At 71.7% G+C, this 17,171-nt stretch carries 19 protein-coding genes; 18 read left to right on the top strand and 1 reads right to left on the bottom strand.

The window, feature by feature from the left end; translation table 11 throughout:
• The 15 genes from H5J33_RS05860 to H5J33_RS37210 form a co-directional block, all read left to right on the top strand.
• A partial coding sequence (locus H5J33_RS05860) for a VWA domain-containing protein (RefSeq protein ID WP_181793697.1) occupies positions 1-1,108 on the top strand: 1,108 nt, incomplete at its 5' end.
• Positions 1,095-1,862: a hypothetical protein gene (locus H5J33_RS05865; protein ID WP_181793698.1), complete on the top strand. Its 768-nt coding sequence runs from the start codon at positions 1,095-1,097 to the stop codon at positions 1,860-1,862. The genes H5J33_RS05860 and H5J33_RS05865, both read left to right, overlap by 14 nt.
• A 67-nt stretch (positions 1,863-1,929) precedes the next feature.
• A complete protein-coding gene (locus tag H5J33_RS05870) occupies positions 1,930-3,381 on the top strand; it encodes a menaquinone biosynthesis decarboxylase (protein WP_181793699.1) in 1,452 nt (483 codons plus the stop codon).
• Positions 3,378-4,277, top strand: coding sequence for a menaquinone biosynthesis prenyltransferase MqnP (gene mqnP / locus H5J33_RS05875; protein WP_181793700.1), 900 nt, complete (start codon positions 3,378-3,380; stop codon positions 4,275-4,277). The genes H5J33_RS05870 and mqnP overlap by 4 nt, the downstream gene beginning before the upstream one ends.
• Positions 4,278-4,391: 114 nt before the next feature.
• Entirely contained in the window at positions 4,392-5,054 is a 663-nt protein-coding gene (locus H5J33_RS05880; protein ID WP_181793701.1) for a UbiX family flavin prenyltransferase, read from the top strand.
• Between the two features lie 52 nt (positions 5,055-5,106).
• Positions 5,107-5,562: an Lrp/AsnC family transcriptional regulator gene (locus H5J33_RS05885; RefSeq protein ID WP_030601569.1), complete on the top strand. Its 456-nt coding sequence runs from the start codon at positions 5,107-5,109 to the stop codon at positions 5,560-5,562.
• Positions 5,563-5,600: 38 nt separating this feature from the next.
• Complete coding sequence (gene mqnE, locus H5J33_RS05890) at positions 5,601-6,764, top strand: aminofutalosine synthase MqnE (RefSeq protein WP_181793702.1); 1,164 nt, start codon at positions 5,601-5,603, stop codon at positions 6,762-6,764.
• 192 nt (positions 6,765-6,956) lie between these two features.
• Complete coding sequence (locus H5J33_RS05895; protein ID WP_181793703.1) at positions 6,957-7,613, top strand: UdgX family uracil-DNA binding protein; 657 nt, start codon at positions 6,957-6,959, stop codon at positions 7,611-7,613.
• Positions 7,614-7,629: 16 nt separating this feature from the next.
• Positions 7,630-8,154 carry a GNAT family N-acetyltransferase gene (locus H5J33_RS05900; protein ID WP_181793704.1) on the top strand — a complete coding sequence of 175 codons (525 nt, stop codon included), beginning with the start codon at positions 7,630-7,632 and terminating at the stop codon, positions 8,152-8,154.
• 109 nt (positions 8,155-8,263) lie between these two features.
• Positions 8,264-8,572, top strand: a complete 309-nt coding sequence (locus H5J33_RS05905) for a DUF4229 domain-containing protein (RefSeq protein WP_030778266.1) — start codon at positions 8,264-8,266, stop codon at positions 8,570-8,572.
• A 175-nt stretch (positions 8,573-8,747) separates the two neighbouring features.
• Positions 8,748-9,452 (top strand): TetR/AcrR family transcriptional regulator, encoded by a 705-nt coding sequence (locus H5J33_RS05910; RefSeq protein ID WP_181793705.1) that lies wholly within the window; start codon positions 8,748-8,750, stop codon positions 9,450-9,452.
• A gap of 391 nt (positions 9,453-9,843) precedes the next feature.
• Positions 9,844-10,131: a lactococcin 972 family bacteriocin gene (locus tag H5J33_RS05915; RefSeq protein WP_181793706.1), complete on the top strand. Its 288-nt coding sequence runs from the start codon at positions 9,844-9,846 to the stop codon at positions 10,129-10,131.
• 137 nt (positions 10,132-10,268) lie between these two features.
• Positions 10,269-12,356 (top strand): hypothetical protein, encoded by a 2,088-nt coding sequence (locus tag H5J33_RS05920; RefSeq protein ID WP_181793707.1) that lies wholly within the window; start codon positions 10,269-10,271, stop codon positions 12,354-12,356.
• A gap of 28 nt (positions 12,357-12,384) precedes the next feature.
• Positions 12,385-13,053, top strand: a complete 669-nt coding sequence (locus tag H5J33_RS05925; protein WP_181793708.1) for an ABC transporter ATP-binding protein — start codon at positions 12,385-12,387, stop codon at positions 13,051-13,053.
• The gene (locus H5J33_RS37210) at positions 13,050-13,175 is read left to right on the top strand and encodes a hypothetical protein (protein WP_258564908.1); all 126 of its coding nucleotides are present in this window, start codon (positions 13,050-13,052) and stop codon (positions 13,173-13,175) included. The genes H5J33_RS05925 and H5J33_RS37210 overlap by 4 nt, the downstream gene beginning before the upstream one ends.
• A gap of 78 nt (positions 13,176-13,253) precedes the next feature.
• On the opposite strand, the gene H5J33_RS05930 is transcribed toward H5J33_RS37210, so the two are convergent.
• Complete coding sequence (locus tag H5J33_RS05930) at positions 13,254-14,090, bottom strand: MaoC/PaaZ C-terminal domain-containing protein (RefSeq protein WP_181793709.1); 837 nt, start codon at positions 14,088-14,090, stop codon at positions 13,254-13,256.
• Between the two features lie 229 nt (positions 14,091-14,319).
• On the opposite strand from H5J33_RS05930, the gene H5J33_RS05935 reads away from it, so the two are divergent.
• From H5J33_RS05935 to H5J33_RS05945, 3 genes are all read left to right on the top strand, one after another.
• Positions 14,320-16,266 carry a long-chain fatty acid--CoA ligase gene (locus H5J33_RS05935; protein WP_181793710.1) on the top strand — a complete coding sequence of 649 codons (1,947 nt, stop codon included), beginning with the start codon at positions 14,320-14,322 and terminating at the stop codon, positions 16,264-16,266.
• Between the two features lie 39 nt (positions 16,267-16,305).
• Positions 16,306-16,914, top strand: a complete 609-nt coding sequence (locus tag H5J33_RS05940; protein ID WP_258564909.1) for a DUF6232 family protein — start codon at positions 16,306-16,308, stop codon at positions 16,912-16,914.
• Positions 16,911-17,171, top strand: a 261-nt coding sequence (locus H5J33_RS05945) for a hypothetical protein (RefSeq protein WP_181793711.1), incomplete at its 3' end; no start/stop codon positions are given. The genes H5J33_RS05940 and H5J33_RS05945, both read left to right, overlap by 4 nt.

The following is a 17,171-nucleotide window of genomic DNA, read 5'->3' on the forward strand; positions in this document are numbered from 1 at the left end:
TGATCTCGGTTCCTTGTACTGGGTCGGACCCGGCGGCGGTACCGCCGCCGCCGGCACCGGCCGCGCCCTGCGCCCCGCCGACGTCAGCTGCGACCGGCTGCGCGGCTTCCGCTCCGGCCAGACCCTCACCGCGGCCGGCTCCCGCGCCCTGCTGGACGCCTTCGCCACCCGCCCCGGCCGCACCAACGCCCTGATCACCTACGAATCCGAACTGCTCGCCCTGAACGCCTCCGGCCGCCTCCGCGAACCCCTGACGATCGTCCACCCCGCCGACGGCATGGTCCTGGCGGACTACCCGCTGCTCCTGCTCGACCCCGGCCGCCGCGACGCCTACGACCGGGTGGTGGACTGGCTCACCGCCCCCGGCCACCAGCGCGAGATCATGCGCCGCACCCTGCGCCGCCCGGTCAGCACCGAGGTGCCCCGCGACGCCCGGCTGACCGCGCCCCTGGACAACGCCCTGTACTACCCGGACGACCCGGCCGTCCTCGACCGCCTCCTCGCCGACTACGGCGACCCGGCCCGCCGAGGCGCCGACCAGGTCATCTTCCTGCTGGACTTCTCCGCCTCCATGCGCGGCGCCCGCACCCGCGCCCTGCGCGCCGCGTTCGCCGCGCTCAGCGGCGCGGACGGCTCCGCCCGCGCCAAGTTCGTCCGCTTCCACCAGGGGGAGCGGCTCACCGTCGTACGCTTCGGCGGCCACCCACTGGCCGAGCGCACGGTCACCGTGCGCGGCCCCGCCGACCTCAAGACGCTCGCCGGCTTCGTCGCCGAGGACGGCTACGACGGCTCCACCGCCGTCTGGACCGCCCTGGACCACGGCTACCGCACCGCCGAACAGGCCCTGCGCGCCGACCCCGCCCGGCTGGTGTCCATCGTGCTGATGACGGACGGCGAGAACAACGCGGGCATCGGCCCGGCCGCCTTCGCCGCCCGCTACCGCGCCCGCCCCGCCGACGTCCGCGCCGTGCGCACCTACCCCGTCCGCTTCGGCGACGCCGACGCGGCGGAGCTGCGCCGGGCCGCCGAGCTGACCGGCGGACGCCTGGCCGACGCCCGCTCCTCTTCCCTGTCCACCGCGTTCAAGGAGATCCGTGGCTGTTCTTGACGGCACCTGGTGGAGCGCCTGGTGGGGCCCGATGACCTGGTGGCTGCTGGCCCTCGCCGGCCTGCTCGTGCTGGCCGGGCGGGCGCTGCGGCGCGGACTGGCCCGGCTCGGCAAGACCGCCGCCGACCCCGCCTATCTGCCCCTGTACCTCGACAACGACGCGGTCATGGGCCTGTTCAAGATGGGCAACTACAAGGCGGCCCTGCGCAAGGAGGTCGAGGAACGGCGCATCCGCAACGCCGGCTGCCTCGCCGTCATCCCGCTGGTCTCCCTGCTGCTGAAGGTGACCGGCGGCAGCACCACCGAAGTGGTCGCGAAGTACGTGGAGAACAGCGAGCCCATCTCCGTGATCGGCCTGCTGCTGTCCGTGCTGCGCCGGGGCGACGCCCTGGTGGAGGTCCGGCTGCGGCCCGACTCCGGGACCGTCCTCCCCAACCGCGCCCTCCTCGGCGAGCTGGCCCGCACCGGACCGGCCACCACGGTGCCGCTGAGCGAGATAGGGGAGTTCGTCATGGTCACCGGCCGGTTCGAGGCGGCCGACAGCCGGGGCGGCACCCTGCTGATGCGGGCCCCCTACGCCGACGGCGGCCCCACCGCGCACCTCAGGGTCGTGCTGCGCGGCGACGGCCTGCTCACCCCGGACAAGGAACTGCCCGAGGGCCAGTTCCAGGCGCACTGCCTGGGCAAGGTGACCAGCTGGGACCCCGACGCCCGGGAGGTCGTCCTCCAGTACCCCGTCGCCGTCTTCCGCTGACCCGCACCGGGCCGGAACCGGGGGGTGGGCACCGGGACAAAGCGGTACGTCGGCGATACTGGGGCACATGGCTTACGACGATCTTCGCTCCCTGCTCCGGGCGCTGGAGCGCGAGGGCGACCTCAAGCGCATCAAGGCCGAGGTCGACCCGTATCTGGAGGTCGGGGAGATCGTCGACCGGGTGCAGAAGTCCGGCGGCCCGGCGCTCCTCTTCGAGAACGTGCGCGGCTCGGACCTGCCCCTCGCCATGAACGTGTACGGCACCGACCGCCGGCTGCTGAAGGCGCTGGGCCTGAAGTCGTACGACGAGATCTCCGACAAGATCGGCGGCCTGCTGCGGCCCGAGCTGCCGCACGGCTTCGTCGGCGTGCGCGAGGCGTTCGGCAAGCTCGGCGCGATGGCCCACGTCCCGCCGCGCAAGGTCAAGGAGGCGCCGGTGCAGGAGGTCGTCCTGCACGGTGACGACGTGGACCTGGAGCGGCTCCCGGCCCTGTTCACCTGGCCCGGGGACGGCGGCTCCTTCTTCAACCTGGGCCTGACCCACACCAAGGACCCCGAGACCGGCGTCCGCAACCTGGGCCTGTACCGCCTCCAGCGCCACGACAAGCGCACGATCGGCATGCACTGGCAGATCCACAAGGACAGCCGGAACCACTACCAGGTCGCCGCGCGCCGGGGCGAGCGCCTCCCGGTGGCCATCGCCTTCGGCTGCCCGCCCGCCGTGACCTACGCCTCCACGGCCCCCCTGCCCGGCGACATCGACGAGTACCTCTTCGCCGGCTTCCTCGCGGGCAAGCGGATCGAGATGACCGACTGCAAGACGGTCCCGCTCCAGGTGCCCGCCCACGCCGAGGTGGTCCTGGAGGGCTGGCTGGAGCCCGGCGAGACGCTGCCCGAGGGCCCCTTCGGCGACCACACCGGCTTCTACACCCCGCAGGAGCCGTTCCCGGCCCTGAGGATCGACTGCGTGACGATGCGCCGGCGCCCGCTGCTCCAGTCGATCGTCGTCGGCCGCCCCCCGACGGAGGACGGCCCCCTCGGCCGGGCCACGGAGCGCTTCTTCCTGCCCCTGCTGAAGATCATCGTCCCGGACATCGTGGACTACCACCTGCCCGAGGCCGGCGGCTTCCACAACTGCGCGATCGTCTCGATCGACAAGAAGTACCCCAAGCACGCGCAGAAGGTGATGCACGCCATCTGGGGGGCGCACATGATGTCCCTCACCAAGCTGATCGTGGTCGTGGACGCCGACTGCGACGTCCACGACCTGCACGAGGTCGCCTGGCGGGCCCTCGGCAACACCGACTACGCCCGTGACCTCACGGTCGTCGAAGGCCCCGTCGACCACCTCGACCACGCCTCCTACCAGCAGTTCTGGGGCGGCAAGGCGGGCATCGACGCCACGCGGAAGTGGCCGGAGGAGGGCTACACCCGCGACGGCGGGTGGCCGGAGATGGTCCTCTCGGACCCGGATACGGCGGCCCTGGTGGACCGCCGCTGGAAGGAGTACGGGCTGTGAGCAGCGCTGCCGCAATCGCCCAGCCGGGCCGGACCAAGGCGTTCCTGCGCCTGGTGATGATCGAGCACTCGGTCTTCGCGCTCCCCTTCGCCTACATCGCCTCCCTGACGGCGATGTACGAGTGGGACGAGAACATCCACTGGGGCCGGCTGCTGCTGGTCACCGTCTGTATGGTCGGCCTGCGCACCTTCGCGATGGCGGTCAACCGGATCATCGACCGCGAGATCGACGCCCGTAACCCGCGCACCGCGCACCGGGAACTGGTGACCGGCGCGATGTCGGTCCGGCACGCCTGGACCGGCGCGCTGATCGCCCTGGTGGTCTTCCTGGGCGCGGCGGCCCTGCTCAACCCGCTGTGCCTGGCCCTGGCCCCGGTCGCGGTGGTGCCGATGGTGGTCTACCCCTACGGCAAGCGGTTCACCAACTTCCCGCAGGCCATCCTCGGCCTCGCCCAGGCCATGGGCCCGGTCGGCGGCTGGCTGGCGATCAGCGGGGAGTGGTCGTGGAACGCGGTGATCCTGGGCCTCGCCGTCGGCGTCTGGATCGGCGGGTTCGACCTGATCTACGCCTGCCAGGACGTGGAGACGGACCGCGAGATCGGCGTGAAGTCGGTCCCGGCCCGCTTCGGCGTCCCGGCCGCGATCTGGGGCGCCCGCGCGTGCCACACGGTCACCACGGCCCTGTTCGTCTGGTACGCCCTGGCCACCGGCGCCGGCGCGTTCTTCTGGCTCGGCCTGGTGATCGTCGCGGCGGCCTTCGTCTACGAGCACAGGATCGTCCGGCCGCATGACCTGACCCGTCTGAACAGGGCGTTCTTCTCGGTCAACGGGTTCATCGGCATCGCGCTTTTCGTGTGCGCCCTGCTGGACCTGCTGGTACGGGGACTCACCGTCTAGCCCGCCCCCGCCCCGCGAGGGCGCTGCGGCCGGATGGCCGGAACCCCCACCGGTCCTGAGCCCCTGTGCGCGCGCCGGTAGGCTCAAGGTGTGAACGCAGGAGAAACGCAGCGCGTGCCTTGGATCGTGGGGGTGTCCGGAGCTTCCGGCACGCCGTACGCGGCGGCCGTGCTGCGGGCGCTGCTGGCGGCCGGGGAAGCGGTGGACCTGGTGGTCAGCCGGGCCTCGCGGCTGACGCTGCTGGACGAGACGGGCCTGCCCTTCCGTGACGCCCACTGGCAGGACGACCTCGCGGAATGGCTGGCCCGGGGTGCCGACGGCAAGCCCGGGACCTTCGACGTGGACGTCAGCGGCGTCCGCTACTGGAGGGCGGGCGACCTCGCGGCCGGACCGTCCTCCGGCTCGTACCCGGCCCGCGGCATGCTCATCGTGCCCGCCTCCACCGCCTGCGTGGCCGGCGTGGCGCTCGGCCTGTCCAAGGACCTCCTCCAGCGCGCGGCGAGCGTCACGCTGAAGGAGCGCCGCCCGCTGGTGGTGTCCGTGCGGGAGGCCCCCCTGAACGGCCAGACGCTGCGCCACCTGGTCGCCCTGGACGACGCCGGCGCCTCGGTGGTACCGGCCTCGCCCGCCTTCTACGCGGGCGCCACCCACATCCAGGACCTGGTGGACTTCGTGGCCGGCCGGGTGCTGGACGCGGCGGGTGTCGCCCACGGTCTGTACCGGCGCTGGCGAGGAGACCTGGGCGGCGGCCTGCCGGACGGCACCCGGGGCGACTAGCAGTACGTACCTCTCATCACTCCAGGAACTTTCACCGGAAGGCTTCGATCGCATGGACGCGGTGGACAGGCAGCTCATCCAGGCCCTGAGGGAGAACGGCCGGGCCTCGTACGCGGAGCTGGGGCGCCTGGTCGGCCTGTCGGGCCCCAGCGTCACCGACCGCATCAACCGGCTGGAGGCGGCCGGTGTCATCACCGGCTACCGGGCCACGGTGAACGCGGCCTCGCTCGGCCTCGGTGTCACCGCCCTGATCGGCATCTCCCTCTCCGACGCGGCCGACCACGAGGACGTCGCCCAGCGGCTGCGGGACCTGCCGGAGATCGAGGACTGCTGGTTCATCGCGGGCGACGACTCGTACATGCTCAAGGTCCGGGCGTCGGACGTGGACGGGCTGGAGCGGACCATCCGCCGGCTCAGCGGCACCAAGGGCGTCTCCCGGACCCGTACCACCATCGTGCTGTCCACGAAGTGGGAGAACCGGGTCGGGGAGCTGCCCGAAGAGGTCTAGGGATACCGTTGGTCGGGCTGTCGTAGAAAGGTGTTGCCATGGACGTCGGGCTCAAGCGCGAGCTGGAGGAGAAGGTCCGCTCCGGGGAGCGGCTGACCCGCGAGGACGGCATCGCGCTGTACGAGTCGGACGACCTGGCCTGGCTCGGCGGTCTGGCCCACGAGGTGCGCACCCGCAAGAACGGTGACGTCGTCCACTTCAACGTCAACCGTCACCTCAACATGACGAACGTGTGCACCGCGTCCTGTGCCTACTGCTCGTTCCAGCGCAAGCCGGGCGAGAAGGACGCGTACACGATGCGCATCGAGGAGGCCGTCAAGCTCGCCAAGGCGATGGAGTCGGAGAACCTCACCGAGCTGCACATCGTCAACGGTCTGCACCCGAACCTGCCGTGGCGGTACTACCCGCGGTCGCTGCGGGAGCTGAAGAAGGCGCTGCCGAACGTGTCGCTGAAGGCGTTCACGGCGACCGAGATCCACCACTTCGAGACGATCAGCGGGCTGACCGCCTCGGAGATCCTGGACGAGCTGATCGACGCGGGCCTGGAGTCGCTGACCGGTGGCGGCGCGGAGATCTTCGACTGGGAGGTCCGGCAGCACATCGTGGACCACCGCACCCACTGGGAGGACTGGTCCCGCATCCACCGGCTGGCGCACGAGAAGGGTCTGAAGACCCCGTGCACCATGCTGTACGGCCACATCGAGGAGCCGCGGCACCGCGTCGACCACGTGCTGCGGCTGCGCGAGCTCCAGGACGAGACGAACGGCTTCCAGGTCTTCATCCCGCTGCGTTACCAGCACGACTTCGTGGACGTGAAGGACGGCAAGGTACGCAACACGCTCCAGGCGCGGACGAAGATGGCGACCGGCGCGGAGGCGCTGAAGACGTTCGCGGTGTCCCGGCTGCTGTTCGACAACGTGCCGCACGTGAAGGTCTTCTGGGTGATGCACGGCGTGCAGACCGCCCAGCTGGCCCTGCAGCACGGCGCGGACGACATGGACGGCTCGGTCGTCGAGTACAAGATCACCCACGACGCGGACAACTACGGCACGCCGAACAAGCTGACCCGGGAAGACCTCCTGGAGCTGATCCGCGACGCCGGCTTCCGCCCCGTGGAACGCAACACCCGCTACGAGATCATCCGCGAGTACGAGGGCCCGGACCCGTCCCGCCGCGACGAGCCCCAGCCGATGCGGGTCTGACGATTCGGCCGCTTCCGGGGCGAGGCCCCGGCGTCCCCGCCCAAGGGACGCGGGGCCCGATTCCAGCCGACGGCGCCTGGTCCGGCCCAAGGGGCGCGGGGAGCCGCGCGACCAGCCACGACGCGCCCGCAGCCGGGTGACGGCCTGGACAACCCCTCGCTTCTCCGCCGGAGCGAGGGGTACTCGCCCGGCATGCCCACCACGAAGGCCCCCGAGGACCAGTACACCGCGGCACCCTTCGTCCCCAAGGGCGCCGGTCTCGGCGCCCTGCGCCAGGCCGCCTCGGGCTGTCGCGGCTGCCCCCTCCACGGTCCCGCCACCCAGACGGTCTTCGGCGCCGGGAGTGCCGACGCCCGCGTCATGCTCGTGGGGGAGCAGCCCGGCGATCAGGAGGACCGTCAGGGGAAACCGTTCGTCGGCCCGGCGGGCAAGTTGCTCGACCGGGCGCTCGAAGAGGCCGGCATCGATCCCGCCGAGACCTATGTGACGAACGCGGTGAAGCACTTCAAGTTCACGCGGGCCGAGCCCCGCAAGCGCCGCATCCACAAGGCGCCGAGCCTGAGGGAGATGACGGCCTGCGGCCCCTGGCTCGCGGCGGAGCTGGCGCTGGTGGAGCCGGAGCTGATCGTGGTCCTGGGCGCCACGGCCGGCAAGGCCCTGCTGGGGTCGTCCTTCCGGGTGGGCGAGGTCCGCGGCACGGTGCTGGAGCGGGAGATCCACGGCCGCCCCGAACGCCTCGTACCGACCGTGCACCCCTCCTCGGTGCTGCGGGCGCGGGACGACGACCGCAGGGCCGCGTACGAGGGCCTGGTGGCCGATCTCGAGGTGGCGGTCCGAGCCCTCGGGTAATGGATACACTCCGCTGGTGCCACTTACCTTCACCTTGGATCCCGCGATCACCCCGGCCCTGCGCGACGGCATCCTCGACCTGTGGACGGACGTCTCGAACGCGGGCGGTTCCGTCGGCTTCGTACCCCCGGTGACCCCTGACGAGATACGGCCCGAGCTGGTGCGCCACTTCGTGGCGATGGCCGAGGGCCGCACCCGGCTGCTCGTGGGTCGCGACGAGGCCGGCCGGGTGGCCGCGGCCGCCTTCCTCGCCCGCACCACGCACCGGCTGACGACGCACTGGCTGTGGCTGTACACGGTGATGGTCCACCCCCGCCATCAGGGCCGGGGCCACGGCCGGGACCTGATGGCCGCCGCCGGGGAGGCGGCCCGTGGCCTCGGGGGCGTGGAGGCGATCCGGCTGACCTGCCGGGGCGGGCACGGCCTGGAGCGGTTCTACGCCTCCTGCGGCTACAAGGAGGTCGGCCGGGTCCCGGACGCCATCCGGGTCGGGCCCGGCGACGACCGCGACGAGATCGTCATGCTGCTGCCGCTGCGCTGACCCGCGCACGGCGCCCGTACACCCCCTTGTACGACCCCCTTGCATGATCGTCCCCGGGGCGTGCTTCACTGGACGATGACCCTATTTGGAAACGGACGAGTGGATTGAGATGCTCCGCTACACGCTGATGCGCCTCGGTATCTTCGCGGGCTGCCTCGTGATCGTCTGGGGAGCCGTCTACTCGGGCATCTTCCCGCGCGGCTTCGGTGACTCCAACTTCCTGTGGGTGCTGCTGCTCTCCCTGGTCCTGTCGGCGCCGATCAGCTGGGTGGTGCTGCGCAAGGAGCGGGACCGGGCCTCGGTGCGGATCGTGAAGAAGGTCGACCGGATGAAGGCCAATCTGGAGGCCAACCGCAGCCAGGAGGACCTGGCCGACGACGTCGCGCGGGCGCAGGGCGGGGCCACCGCCTCCAGCTAGCGCGTGCCCGGGTCGACGGGTCGTTCCCGGCCGACGCGTGCCCGTCCGGGTACGGCACCCGGCCGAACCACGGCCTGTCGTCCGGATCAGGTCGCAGGGCAACGGCGGCGCCCTGTCATGCCGGTGAGCCCCGCTTCTGCGGCGTGATCCAAACGGCAGGTCCTAGTCTTGCCCCATGGGTGCCGTGAAGACCAAGCGGATGCCGCGGGCGGTGCGCGAGCGGCAGATGCTCGACGCCGCCGTGCGGATCTTCGGGCAGCGCGGGTACGCGGCCGCGTCGATGGACGAGATCGCCGAACTCGCGGGCGTCTCGAAGCCGTTGGTCTATCTGTACCTGAACTCGAAGGAAGACCTCTTCACCGCCTGCATCCGCCGGGAGGCGGCCGCGCTCACGGCGGCCGTGCGCGCCGGGGTCCGCCTGGACCTGCCCGTCGAGCAGCAGTTGTGGCACGGACTGCGGGCGTTCTTCGCGCACACCGCGGAGCATCCGGACGGCTGGTCGGTGCTGTATCTCCAGGCCCGCAGGCAGGGTGAGCCGTTCGTGTCCGAGGCGGCGGCGATGCGCGCGGAGATCGTCGCCTTCGTGACGCGGCTGGTGGCGGTGGCGGCGCGGGAGGCGCACCGGGATCCCGGCCTGCCGGAGCGCGAGGTGGCCGGGCTCGCCGAGGCGCTGGTCGGCGCGGCGGAGTCGCTCGCCGCGTGGGCCAACGGCACCCCGGAGGTGACGGCCCATCAGGCCGCTTCCATGCTCATGAACTTCGCCTGGTCGGGTCTGGGCAACCTCATGGGAGGCAGGGTCTGGAGCCCGCCGCCGGAGGGGGACCAGGGGGTTTCGTCCGGATCAGGGCGCACCCGGGCCGATTCGAACGAAACTCCCTAGGGGCACGACAGGGCGTGATGCCCGACCGTGGCCGACCGGTTCCGGTGCCGGCCGAAGGGCACCGGCCGCGTCCCGACCGTGCTGAATCAGCCACCACCCGTGTCGGCCCTCGGTCCCGCGCCGGCGCGGTTGAGCTCCCGCCGGCGTCGCGTGGCGTCACGCAGGAACGATCGTTTCAAGCCAACCTGCACCGCATGGCATCGGACGCGATTCCGTAGTCACTTTGTCGGAGACCCTTGTTGTGCATGGGGTCCCCCCGGCGCAGCGCATGATCGACAGCATAGTTTCAGCCATCTTCGAATTGCGTGCCGGATACACGTAGTTGTCATGATCATTTAACGCTGTCAGGATCGGCCTTCGTCAATTTTCGGACAACGCGAAGGTGTCTTCCGTGAAGTTCAAGAATGTCCTGAGAGCCGGTGCGGCTGCCGGTGTCCTCGTCGTGGCGGGGGCCGTTCCCGCGCTGGCGACCACGGTCAGCGTGGGCGGAGGCACGTGGGACTACGGCGCCGGCACCGCCACGGTGTGGTCGGACTACTACCACCCGTCCAAGTGCCACGGATCCACCTCCGTCGGCAAGACGATCCAGAGCGACACGGCCCCCTCGGGCGACTGGAGCATCACGCAGGTCGAGGCCGCGCTCTCCGGCAACAAGACCTACTACAAGACCACCTGCTGATCCCGTCCGGGCGTGATCGCCCGGACGCGCATGCCGAGTGGTCCGCCCCGTGGCGACATCCGTCCGACGGGCGGACCACACGCTTCCAGTCCGATCCCGTGCGTTGCGCCCCCGCAGTGCCCTGACCAAGGCCCCCCATGCTGCATCGAGGTATCAAGTTCGTCCACGCCGCCGTGCTGGCGTACTCCGCGGTCCTCGCCTTCCTGTTCCTGCGAAGCCTCGACGAGGACTGGGTGCTCGGGCACACGGCCGTCGTATGGGTGACGGACTCCGACGACTCGGCCAGTGGCTCGCGCGTGGCTCGTGAGGTGGCGGGATTCGCGCGTGAGCACCACGCGACCGTGGCGCGTGAAGTCCTCGACCTGAAGGACCCGTCCGGCCGCCGGCACCTCTATCTCGCCCCGGGCGGCCCGCATTCGGACTGGCTGAAACAGGGTTATCCCGCCTTCAGCCGTGACTACCGCACCGATGTGCATCCCGTGAGCGAGCTGGGGCTGCGCGATCCCCGCGGCTTCTACTACGTGTTCGGATCGAACCGTTCGGCGGCGGAGCTCGCCCGGATGTTCGACGGCCTCGGGCTGAAGTCGACGGTCAACCACCCCTTCGCGGTCGACCAGCTGAGCGTGACGTATGTGGGCGGCGCCCTGTACCGCTCGTTCTTCGTGGTCGCGCTCGCCGTCGTGACGATGACCGGCGCGGGCGTGATGCTCAACTCGAAGGCTTACGCGGTACTGCGTCTGCAGGGCATGTCGACCGGCCGGATCCTGCGCCGTGACCTGCGCCAGCTGTGGACGTTCTGGGCAGTCGCCTTCGCCGTGGTGGCCGCCGCGACCCTGCTGATGCTCGGCCTCTACAACGGCTGCGCCTGGCTGGGCACGTTCGCCGAGGTCGCCCTGGGCGTCACCGCCGTACTCGGCCTGACGGCCGTCGCCACGCACGCGGCCATGCTCGCCCTCATGTCCCAGACCGACGTACTGTCCGCTCTGAAGGGCCAGTTGCCCTCGCGGACCGCCGCGGTGTGCGCGTACCTCGTCCGCATCCCGGCGCTCCTGCTGGCGTTGAGCATCGCCTCCGCCGTCGTCCTGGCGGGCCAGGACGTCATGGCCCGGCAGGAGAGCAGCCGGGCCTACGCGAAGATCGGCTCCACCACGTCGATCGCCTTCAACGGCAGCGTGTCCAGCGAATCGGGCCTGCACGCCATGGAGACGCACGTGGCACCGTGGCTGCGCGCGGCCGACAAGGACGGGAAGATCATCTTCGTGGGCCACCGGAACATCAGAGGTCCTGGCCTGGGCGCCCTGATGAACCGCGACGTCCTGATCGTCGACGAGTCCTTCCTCGCCGCGCAGCCCGTGCTCGACCGCTCCGGGCACCGCCACACCCCGAAGACCGCGGGCCCCGACCGGATACGGCTGCTGCTTCCGGAGGACCTCGCCCCGTACGCCGAGCCTCTGCGCGCACAGGTCCCCGGCCTGGTGAACCCCGTCGACCCGGGCGCCGTCCGCGCGGACCGGGTGAGCACGGAGTGGTCCAGGGACGGCCAGCGTGTCTTCACGTACAACCCCAACGGCCAGCGGCGCGACGGCGAACACCCGGGCGCGGACGACTCCTGGGCCGCGGACCCCGTCGTCATCGTCTTCCCGAACGGCTCCCCGCTCGTCAGCGACAAGCTGTACGTCAGTTACGCCTCGCAGGGCGGCGTCGTGTTCCCCGACCCCGACGACGTCTCCGCCGGGGTCAAGGAACGTCACCTCGAGACGTACGTGATGTCCATGACCCCGGTCGCACAGAACGCGGCGGACAAACTGCGCGACCTCGTGGGCGACTTCAGGGTGCAACTGTTCAACCTGTCCGTGGCCGTCGCGGTGCTGCTCATCACCGGCGTCGGGGTCTGCATCGTCCACTCGCGCAAGAACGCCCAGGCGATCTTCGTACGGCACATCAGCGGGTGGACCTTCTCCGCCACGCATCGCGCCGTACTGCTCCTGGAGGGTCTGCTGGCCCTGCTCCTGGCCGGGTGGCTGCCCTACCAGGTGTGGCAGAAGAACCAGGAACTCGAACGCTTCAAGGCCCTCGGGATACCGGCACCCCGCCCCGCCGCCGAGCTGACCGGGCTCGACCTCGGTGTCACCGGCGCGCTCGTCGCGGTGGAGGTGGCGGCCGTACTGCTCGCGCTCGCCGTCTTCCACCGCCGCATCGTCAAGGAAGGCGCGACCGAGTCGTGAGTCCCCATCACCGCGCAGGAGTTGCCGCATGATCGAGATCGAGAACCTGTCCAAGTCCTACGGGTCCCGCACCCTCTGGTCCGGCCTCGGCTTCACGGTGGCCCGCGGGGAGCTGCTCGCGCTGACGGGCCCGAGCGGTTCCGGCAAGTCGACCCTGCTCAACTGCCTCGGACTGCTGGACGAACCGACCGCCGGCGCGATGCGGCACGAGGGCCGGGACATCACCCGCTTCAGCCCCCGCGCCACCCGGCGCTACCGGCGCGACGTACTCGGCTACCTCTTCCAGAACTACGCGCTGATCGAGAACGCCACCGTCGCCGCCAACCTCGCGGTCGCCATGAAACCGCGCCGGGCGCGCAAGGACGCCCCGACCATCGCCCGGGCCCTGGAGCGGGTCGGCCTGGCCGGACGCGAGAAGGAACAGGTCCACCGGCTCAGCGGCGGCGAGCAGCAGCGGGTGGCACTGGCCCGGCTCATCGTCAAGCAGCCTGCCCTCGTCCTGGCCGACGAACCGACCGGAGCCCTCGACCACGACAACACCACGATGGTGGTGGACGTCCTGCGCTCGATGAGCGACGACGGCTGCGCGGTCGTGATCGCCACCCACGACGACTCGGTCCGCGACCGCTGCGACACCGTACTCACCGTGGGAACGAGTACCCGCCCCGAACCCGTCGAAGAAAGGCAACTCACATGAACGCGCGCCTCGCCCGGAACATCGTCCTCGGCGCCTTGCTGGTCGCCGTTGTCGCGGTCCTGCTCGTGTACGGGGGGCACACGGGCGTCATCCTCGGCCGGATCGCGATGCGGGTGTTCTGACCCGCGGGCTGCCCGGACGCGTGTGCGGGCGGGCGGTCGGCTTCCGGCAGGGAGGACGGCCGCCCGGCCGCGTATTCCTCACCTCCCCCCGACCGTCCCCTCCAGACACAACCTCCCGCCCTCGCCCCGCAGTTCGAACCGCCCCGAGCCGTCCGCCCCGTAGGCCACCGTCCCCGGCAGCGGCACCGGCGCGCGGAACCGGGCCCGTACGACGGCCCGGGCCGGGGTGCCGTGCGCGGCGAGGCAGCGGGCGAGGGTCCACATGCCGTGGGCGATGGCCCGGGGGAAGCCGAAGAGCCGGGCGGTGAGCGGGTGCAGGTGGATGGGGTTGCGGTCCCCGGACACGGCCCCGTACCGCCGCCCCACGTCCTCGGCGAGCCGCCACTCGGCGAGGACGGGCAGCCTCTGCCCGTGGTCCGCGGGCCCACGGCGTCGCGGCCCTCCGGCCCGGGCCAGGTATCCGCTGCGGGACGACCACACCACCTCGCCCCGCGCCCGTACGGCCGTGGCCACCACCGCCTCGGTCCCGCGCGGGCGTGCCGCCAGCTCCTCCACCCACACCGAGAGCTCGTACTCCCCGTCGGCCGGCAGCGCGGCACCGCGCTCGATCTCGACGGACGTGTGGACCAGCCCCAGCAGCGGCAGCGGGAAGTCCCGGCCGCTCATCAGCCGCATGGCCAGCGGGAAGCCGAGGACGTGCGGGTAGGTGAGGGGGAGGGCGGACTCGCCGGTGGGGAAGCCGCAGACCCGTTCGTAGGCGGCCAGGCGGGCGAGGTCGACGCGTACGCCGGGCAGCACCAGCCGGGTGCGGGGGACGGGCGCGCCGGGGGCCGGCCGTTTGAAGGGGGAGCACAGGGCGCCCCGGGCCAGCAGGGGGCCGAGCGCGGGCGGCGCGGCGAGGGTCACGGTGTGCATCGGGTCACGCCCCAGCGGTCTCTCCGGGATTGCCTACTCTGAAGTAACGTTACCGGAGGTAAGTCGGGCGGTCCCGCACCCCCCGAGGCTGCACATCCCCGGCCCCGGACCCTCCCGGAACCCGCACAACCCCCTCACAGCGGAGCCGTACGATCACCAGGCCTGACCAGCGGTAACCCCGCCCGCACAGGGGCCCGCCGCCGGTGCACGCACGCAGGAGGAGCCGCCCGTGTCCACGTCGTACCCGAATGCCCCCGCCTCCTCCGGCGCCCCCGTCTCCGCCGTCGACTACGACGGCCGGCCGGTCCTCGTACAGCCCGACGTACGGCGGCTGGACGGCGCGGTGCGGGAGGTGTCGGTGCCGCCGTTCGCGCCCCCGGTCACCCACGGCTCCCTCGCCGACCTGCCGTACGACAACGCGGAGTCGGCCCCCGACGCGGTCGTGATCGGCCGCAAGCTGCCCGGCGGCCGCTGGACGGACCTGACGGCCGCGCGGTTCGCCGCCGAGGTGCAGGCGGTGGCCAAGGGACTGATCGCCGAGGGCCTGATGCCCGGCGACCGGATCGCGATCATGGCCCGTACGACCTACGAGTGGACCCTGCTGGACTTCGCCGCGTGGGCGGCCGGCCTGGTCACCGTGCCGGTGTACCCGACCTCCTCCGCCTACCAGACCCGGTGGATCCTGCACGACTCCGGCGCGGTCGCCCTGATCACGGAGACCGCCGCCCAGGCCGCCGCGATCGGCCCCGAACTCCCGCACCTGCCCGACGTACGCCATGTGTGGGTGATGGAGAAGGACCACGTGGCCCGGCTCGCCGACGCGGGCGCGGGGGTGCCGGACTCGGAGGTGGGCGTACGCCGGGGCATGCTCGTCCCCGACACGCTCGCCACCCTGATCTACACCTCCGGGACCACCGGCCGCCCCAAGGGCTGTGCCCTGACCCACGGCAACTTCTTCGCCGAGGTGGACAACGCCATCGAACTCCTCCACCCGGTGTTCAAGGCGCACGACCACGATCCGTCGGTGCTGCTCTTCCTGCCCATGTCCCATGTCTTCGGGCGGATGGTGGCCATCGCCTGCGTCCGCGCCCGGGTCCGCCTCGGCCACGCGCCCAGCCTGGCCCCGGACGAGCTGCTGCCCGACCTCGCCGCCTTCCGGCCCACCGCGCTGCTGACGATCCCCTACATGCTGGAGAAGGTGTACAACTCCGCGCGGGCCAGTGCGGAGGCGGGCGGCCGGACTGCGGTGTTCGACCGGGCGGCGGCCGTGGCCCGGCGCTACGGCGAGGCGCTGGAGGCCCGCCAGACCGGCACCGGCACCGGCCCGAGCCGCGCCCTGAAGACCCAGCGCGCCTTCTACGACCCGCTGGTCTACCGCCGCATCCGCAACGCCATGGGCGGCCGCGTCCGGTACGCGATCTGCGGCGGCTCCCCACTCGGCCGGCGCCTCGCCGCGTTCTACGCGGGCGCGGGCATCGAGATCTTCGAGGGCTACGGCCTGACCGAGACCACCGGCGCCTCGACGGTCACCCCGCCGCTCAAGCCCCGGCTGGGCACGGTGGGCTGGCCGCTGCCCGGAACCCGGGTGCGGATCGCGGCGGACGGCGAGATCCTCGTCGCCGGCGACCACGTGCTGCGCGGCTACTGGGACGCCCAGGCGGGCGGGGTGGTCCCCGCGACCCGCGACGGCTGGCTGCCGACCGGCGACCTCGGCACGCTGGACGACGAGGGGTATCTGACCATCACCGGCCGCAAGAAGGAGCTGCTGATCACGGCGGGCGGCAAGTCGGTGGCCCCGGCCCCGCTGGAGAACTGGCTGCGCCGGCACCCGCTGATCTCCCAGGTGATGCTGGTGGGCGACGGCCGCCCCTACGTCGGCGCGCTCATCACCCTCGACCCCGACGGCATCACCCACTGGCGCCAGATGCTCGGCAAGCACCCCGTCCCACCGGAACTCCTGATCGGAGACGAGGAGTTGACGGCCGTCCTCCAGCGCGCGGTGGACGAGGCGAACAAGCTGGTCTCCCGCCCCGAGTCCATCCGCCGCTTCGCCGTCCTCCCGACGGACTTCACCGAGGCGGCCGGCCACCTGACCCCGTCGATGAAACTCCGCCGGGACCGCGTCCTGGCGGACTTCGCGGCCCGGGTGGAAAGCCTGTACGAGGGCCGGGACTAGGCCGTACGCTGCGGGAACGCAGGCACATCGGGGGAGTACATGAACGACACGAACGGCTACGGCGCGCCGCCGCCCGGGCCACCGCCCGTCCCACCGTCCGCGCCACCACCCCCGCCCTCCGCGCCGCCCTCCGGGGGGACGGGTGACGCCCTCGTCCTCCGGGTCAGCCGCCGCATGCTGTGGGCCGGTTCGGCGGCCTTCCCTCTCCACAACATCACGATGGTCGACGCCTTCATGTTCCGGCCCAGCCGGCTCGCCGCGCTCGTCCGGTGCCTGAAGTGGCTGTTCGGCGCCCTCCTGGTCTACCTGGCCTACGTCGCGCTCAACGCCATGGACCACCCGGGCGGTGGGGGCGCCGACAACCCCGCGCTCCTGGTCGTCCTGTGCGTCGCGGCGCTGGTCGTCCCCGTCAAGGACCTGTTCGCGCCGCCGAAGCCGGTGCTGTCCGTCCAGGTGGCCAGCGGCACGGCACTGGTGGTGACCCTGCCGAGCCTCGGGGAACTGCAACAGATCGCCGGCCGCATCGCGTACGCGATCGACAACCCGGAGGCCGAGTTCACCGCGGTCGTACACCAGTACAACACCAACAACTACGGGCCGGTCGCCAACGTCAACGGCGGCCAGGGGAACACGGGGTTCAAGCTGTGAGCGACACGACGAACTACTACGGACCGGTCGCCAACGTCAACGGCGGCCAGGGCAACGTCGGCTTCAACTACGGCACGGTCGGCGGTCCGACGGGAGATCCCGAACTCCGCGCCGCCGTCGCGGAACTGACCCGCGGCCTCGCCGAGCTGCGCCGCCACCTCACCCCGGAGCAGGACCGGACCGTCGAGGAGGCCCTGCCCGCGCTGACCCCCGACCGTGCCGCCCTGCGCGAGCGCGGCCTGGTCCTGGCGTCCATC

It is taken from the genome of Streptomyces sp. WELS2 (assembly GCF_013870595.1).
Taxonomy (GTDB): domain Bacteria; phylum Actinomycetota; class Actinomycetes; order Streptomycetales; family Streptomycetaceae; genus Streptomyces.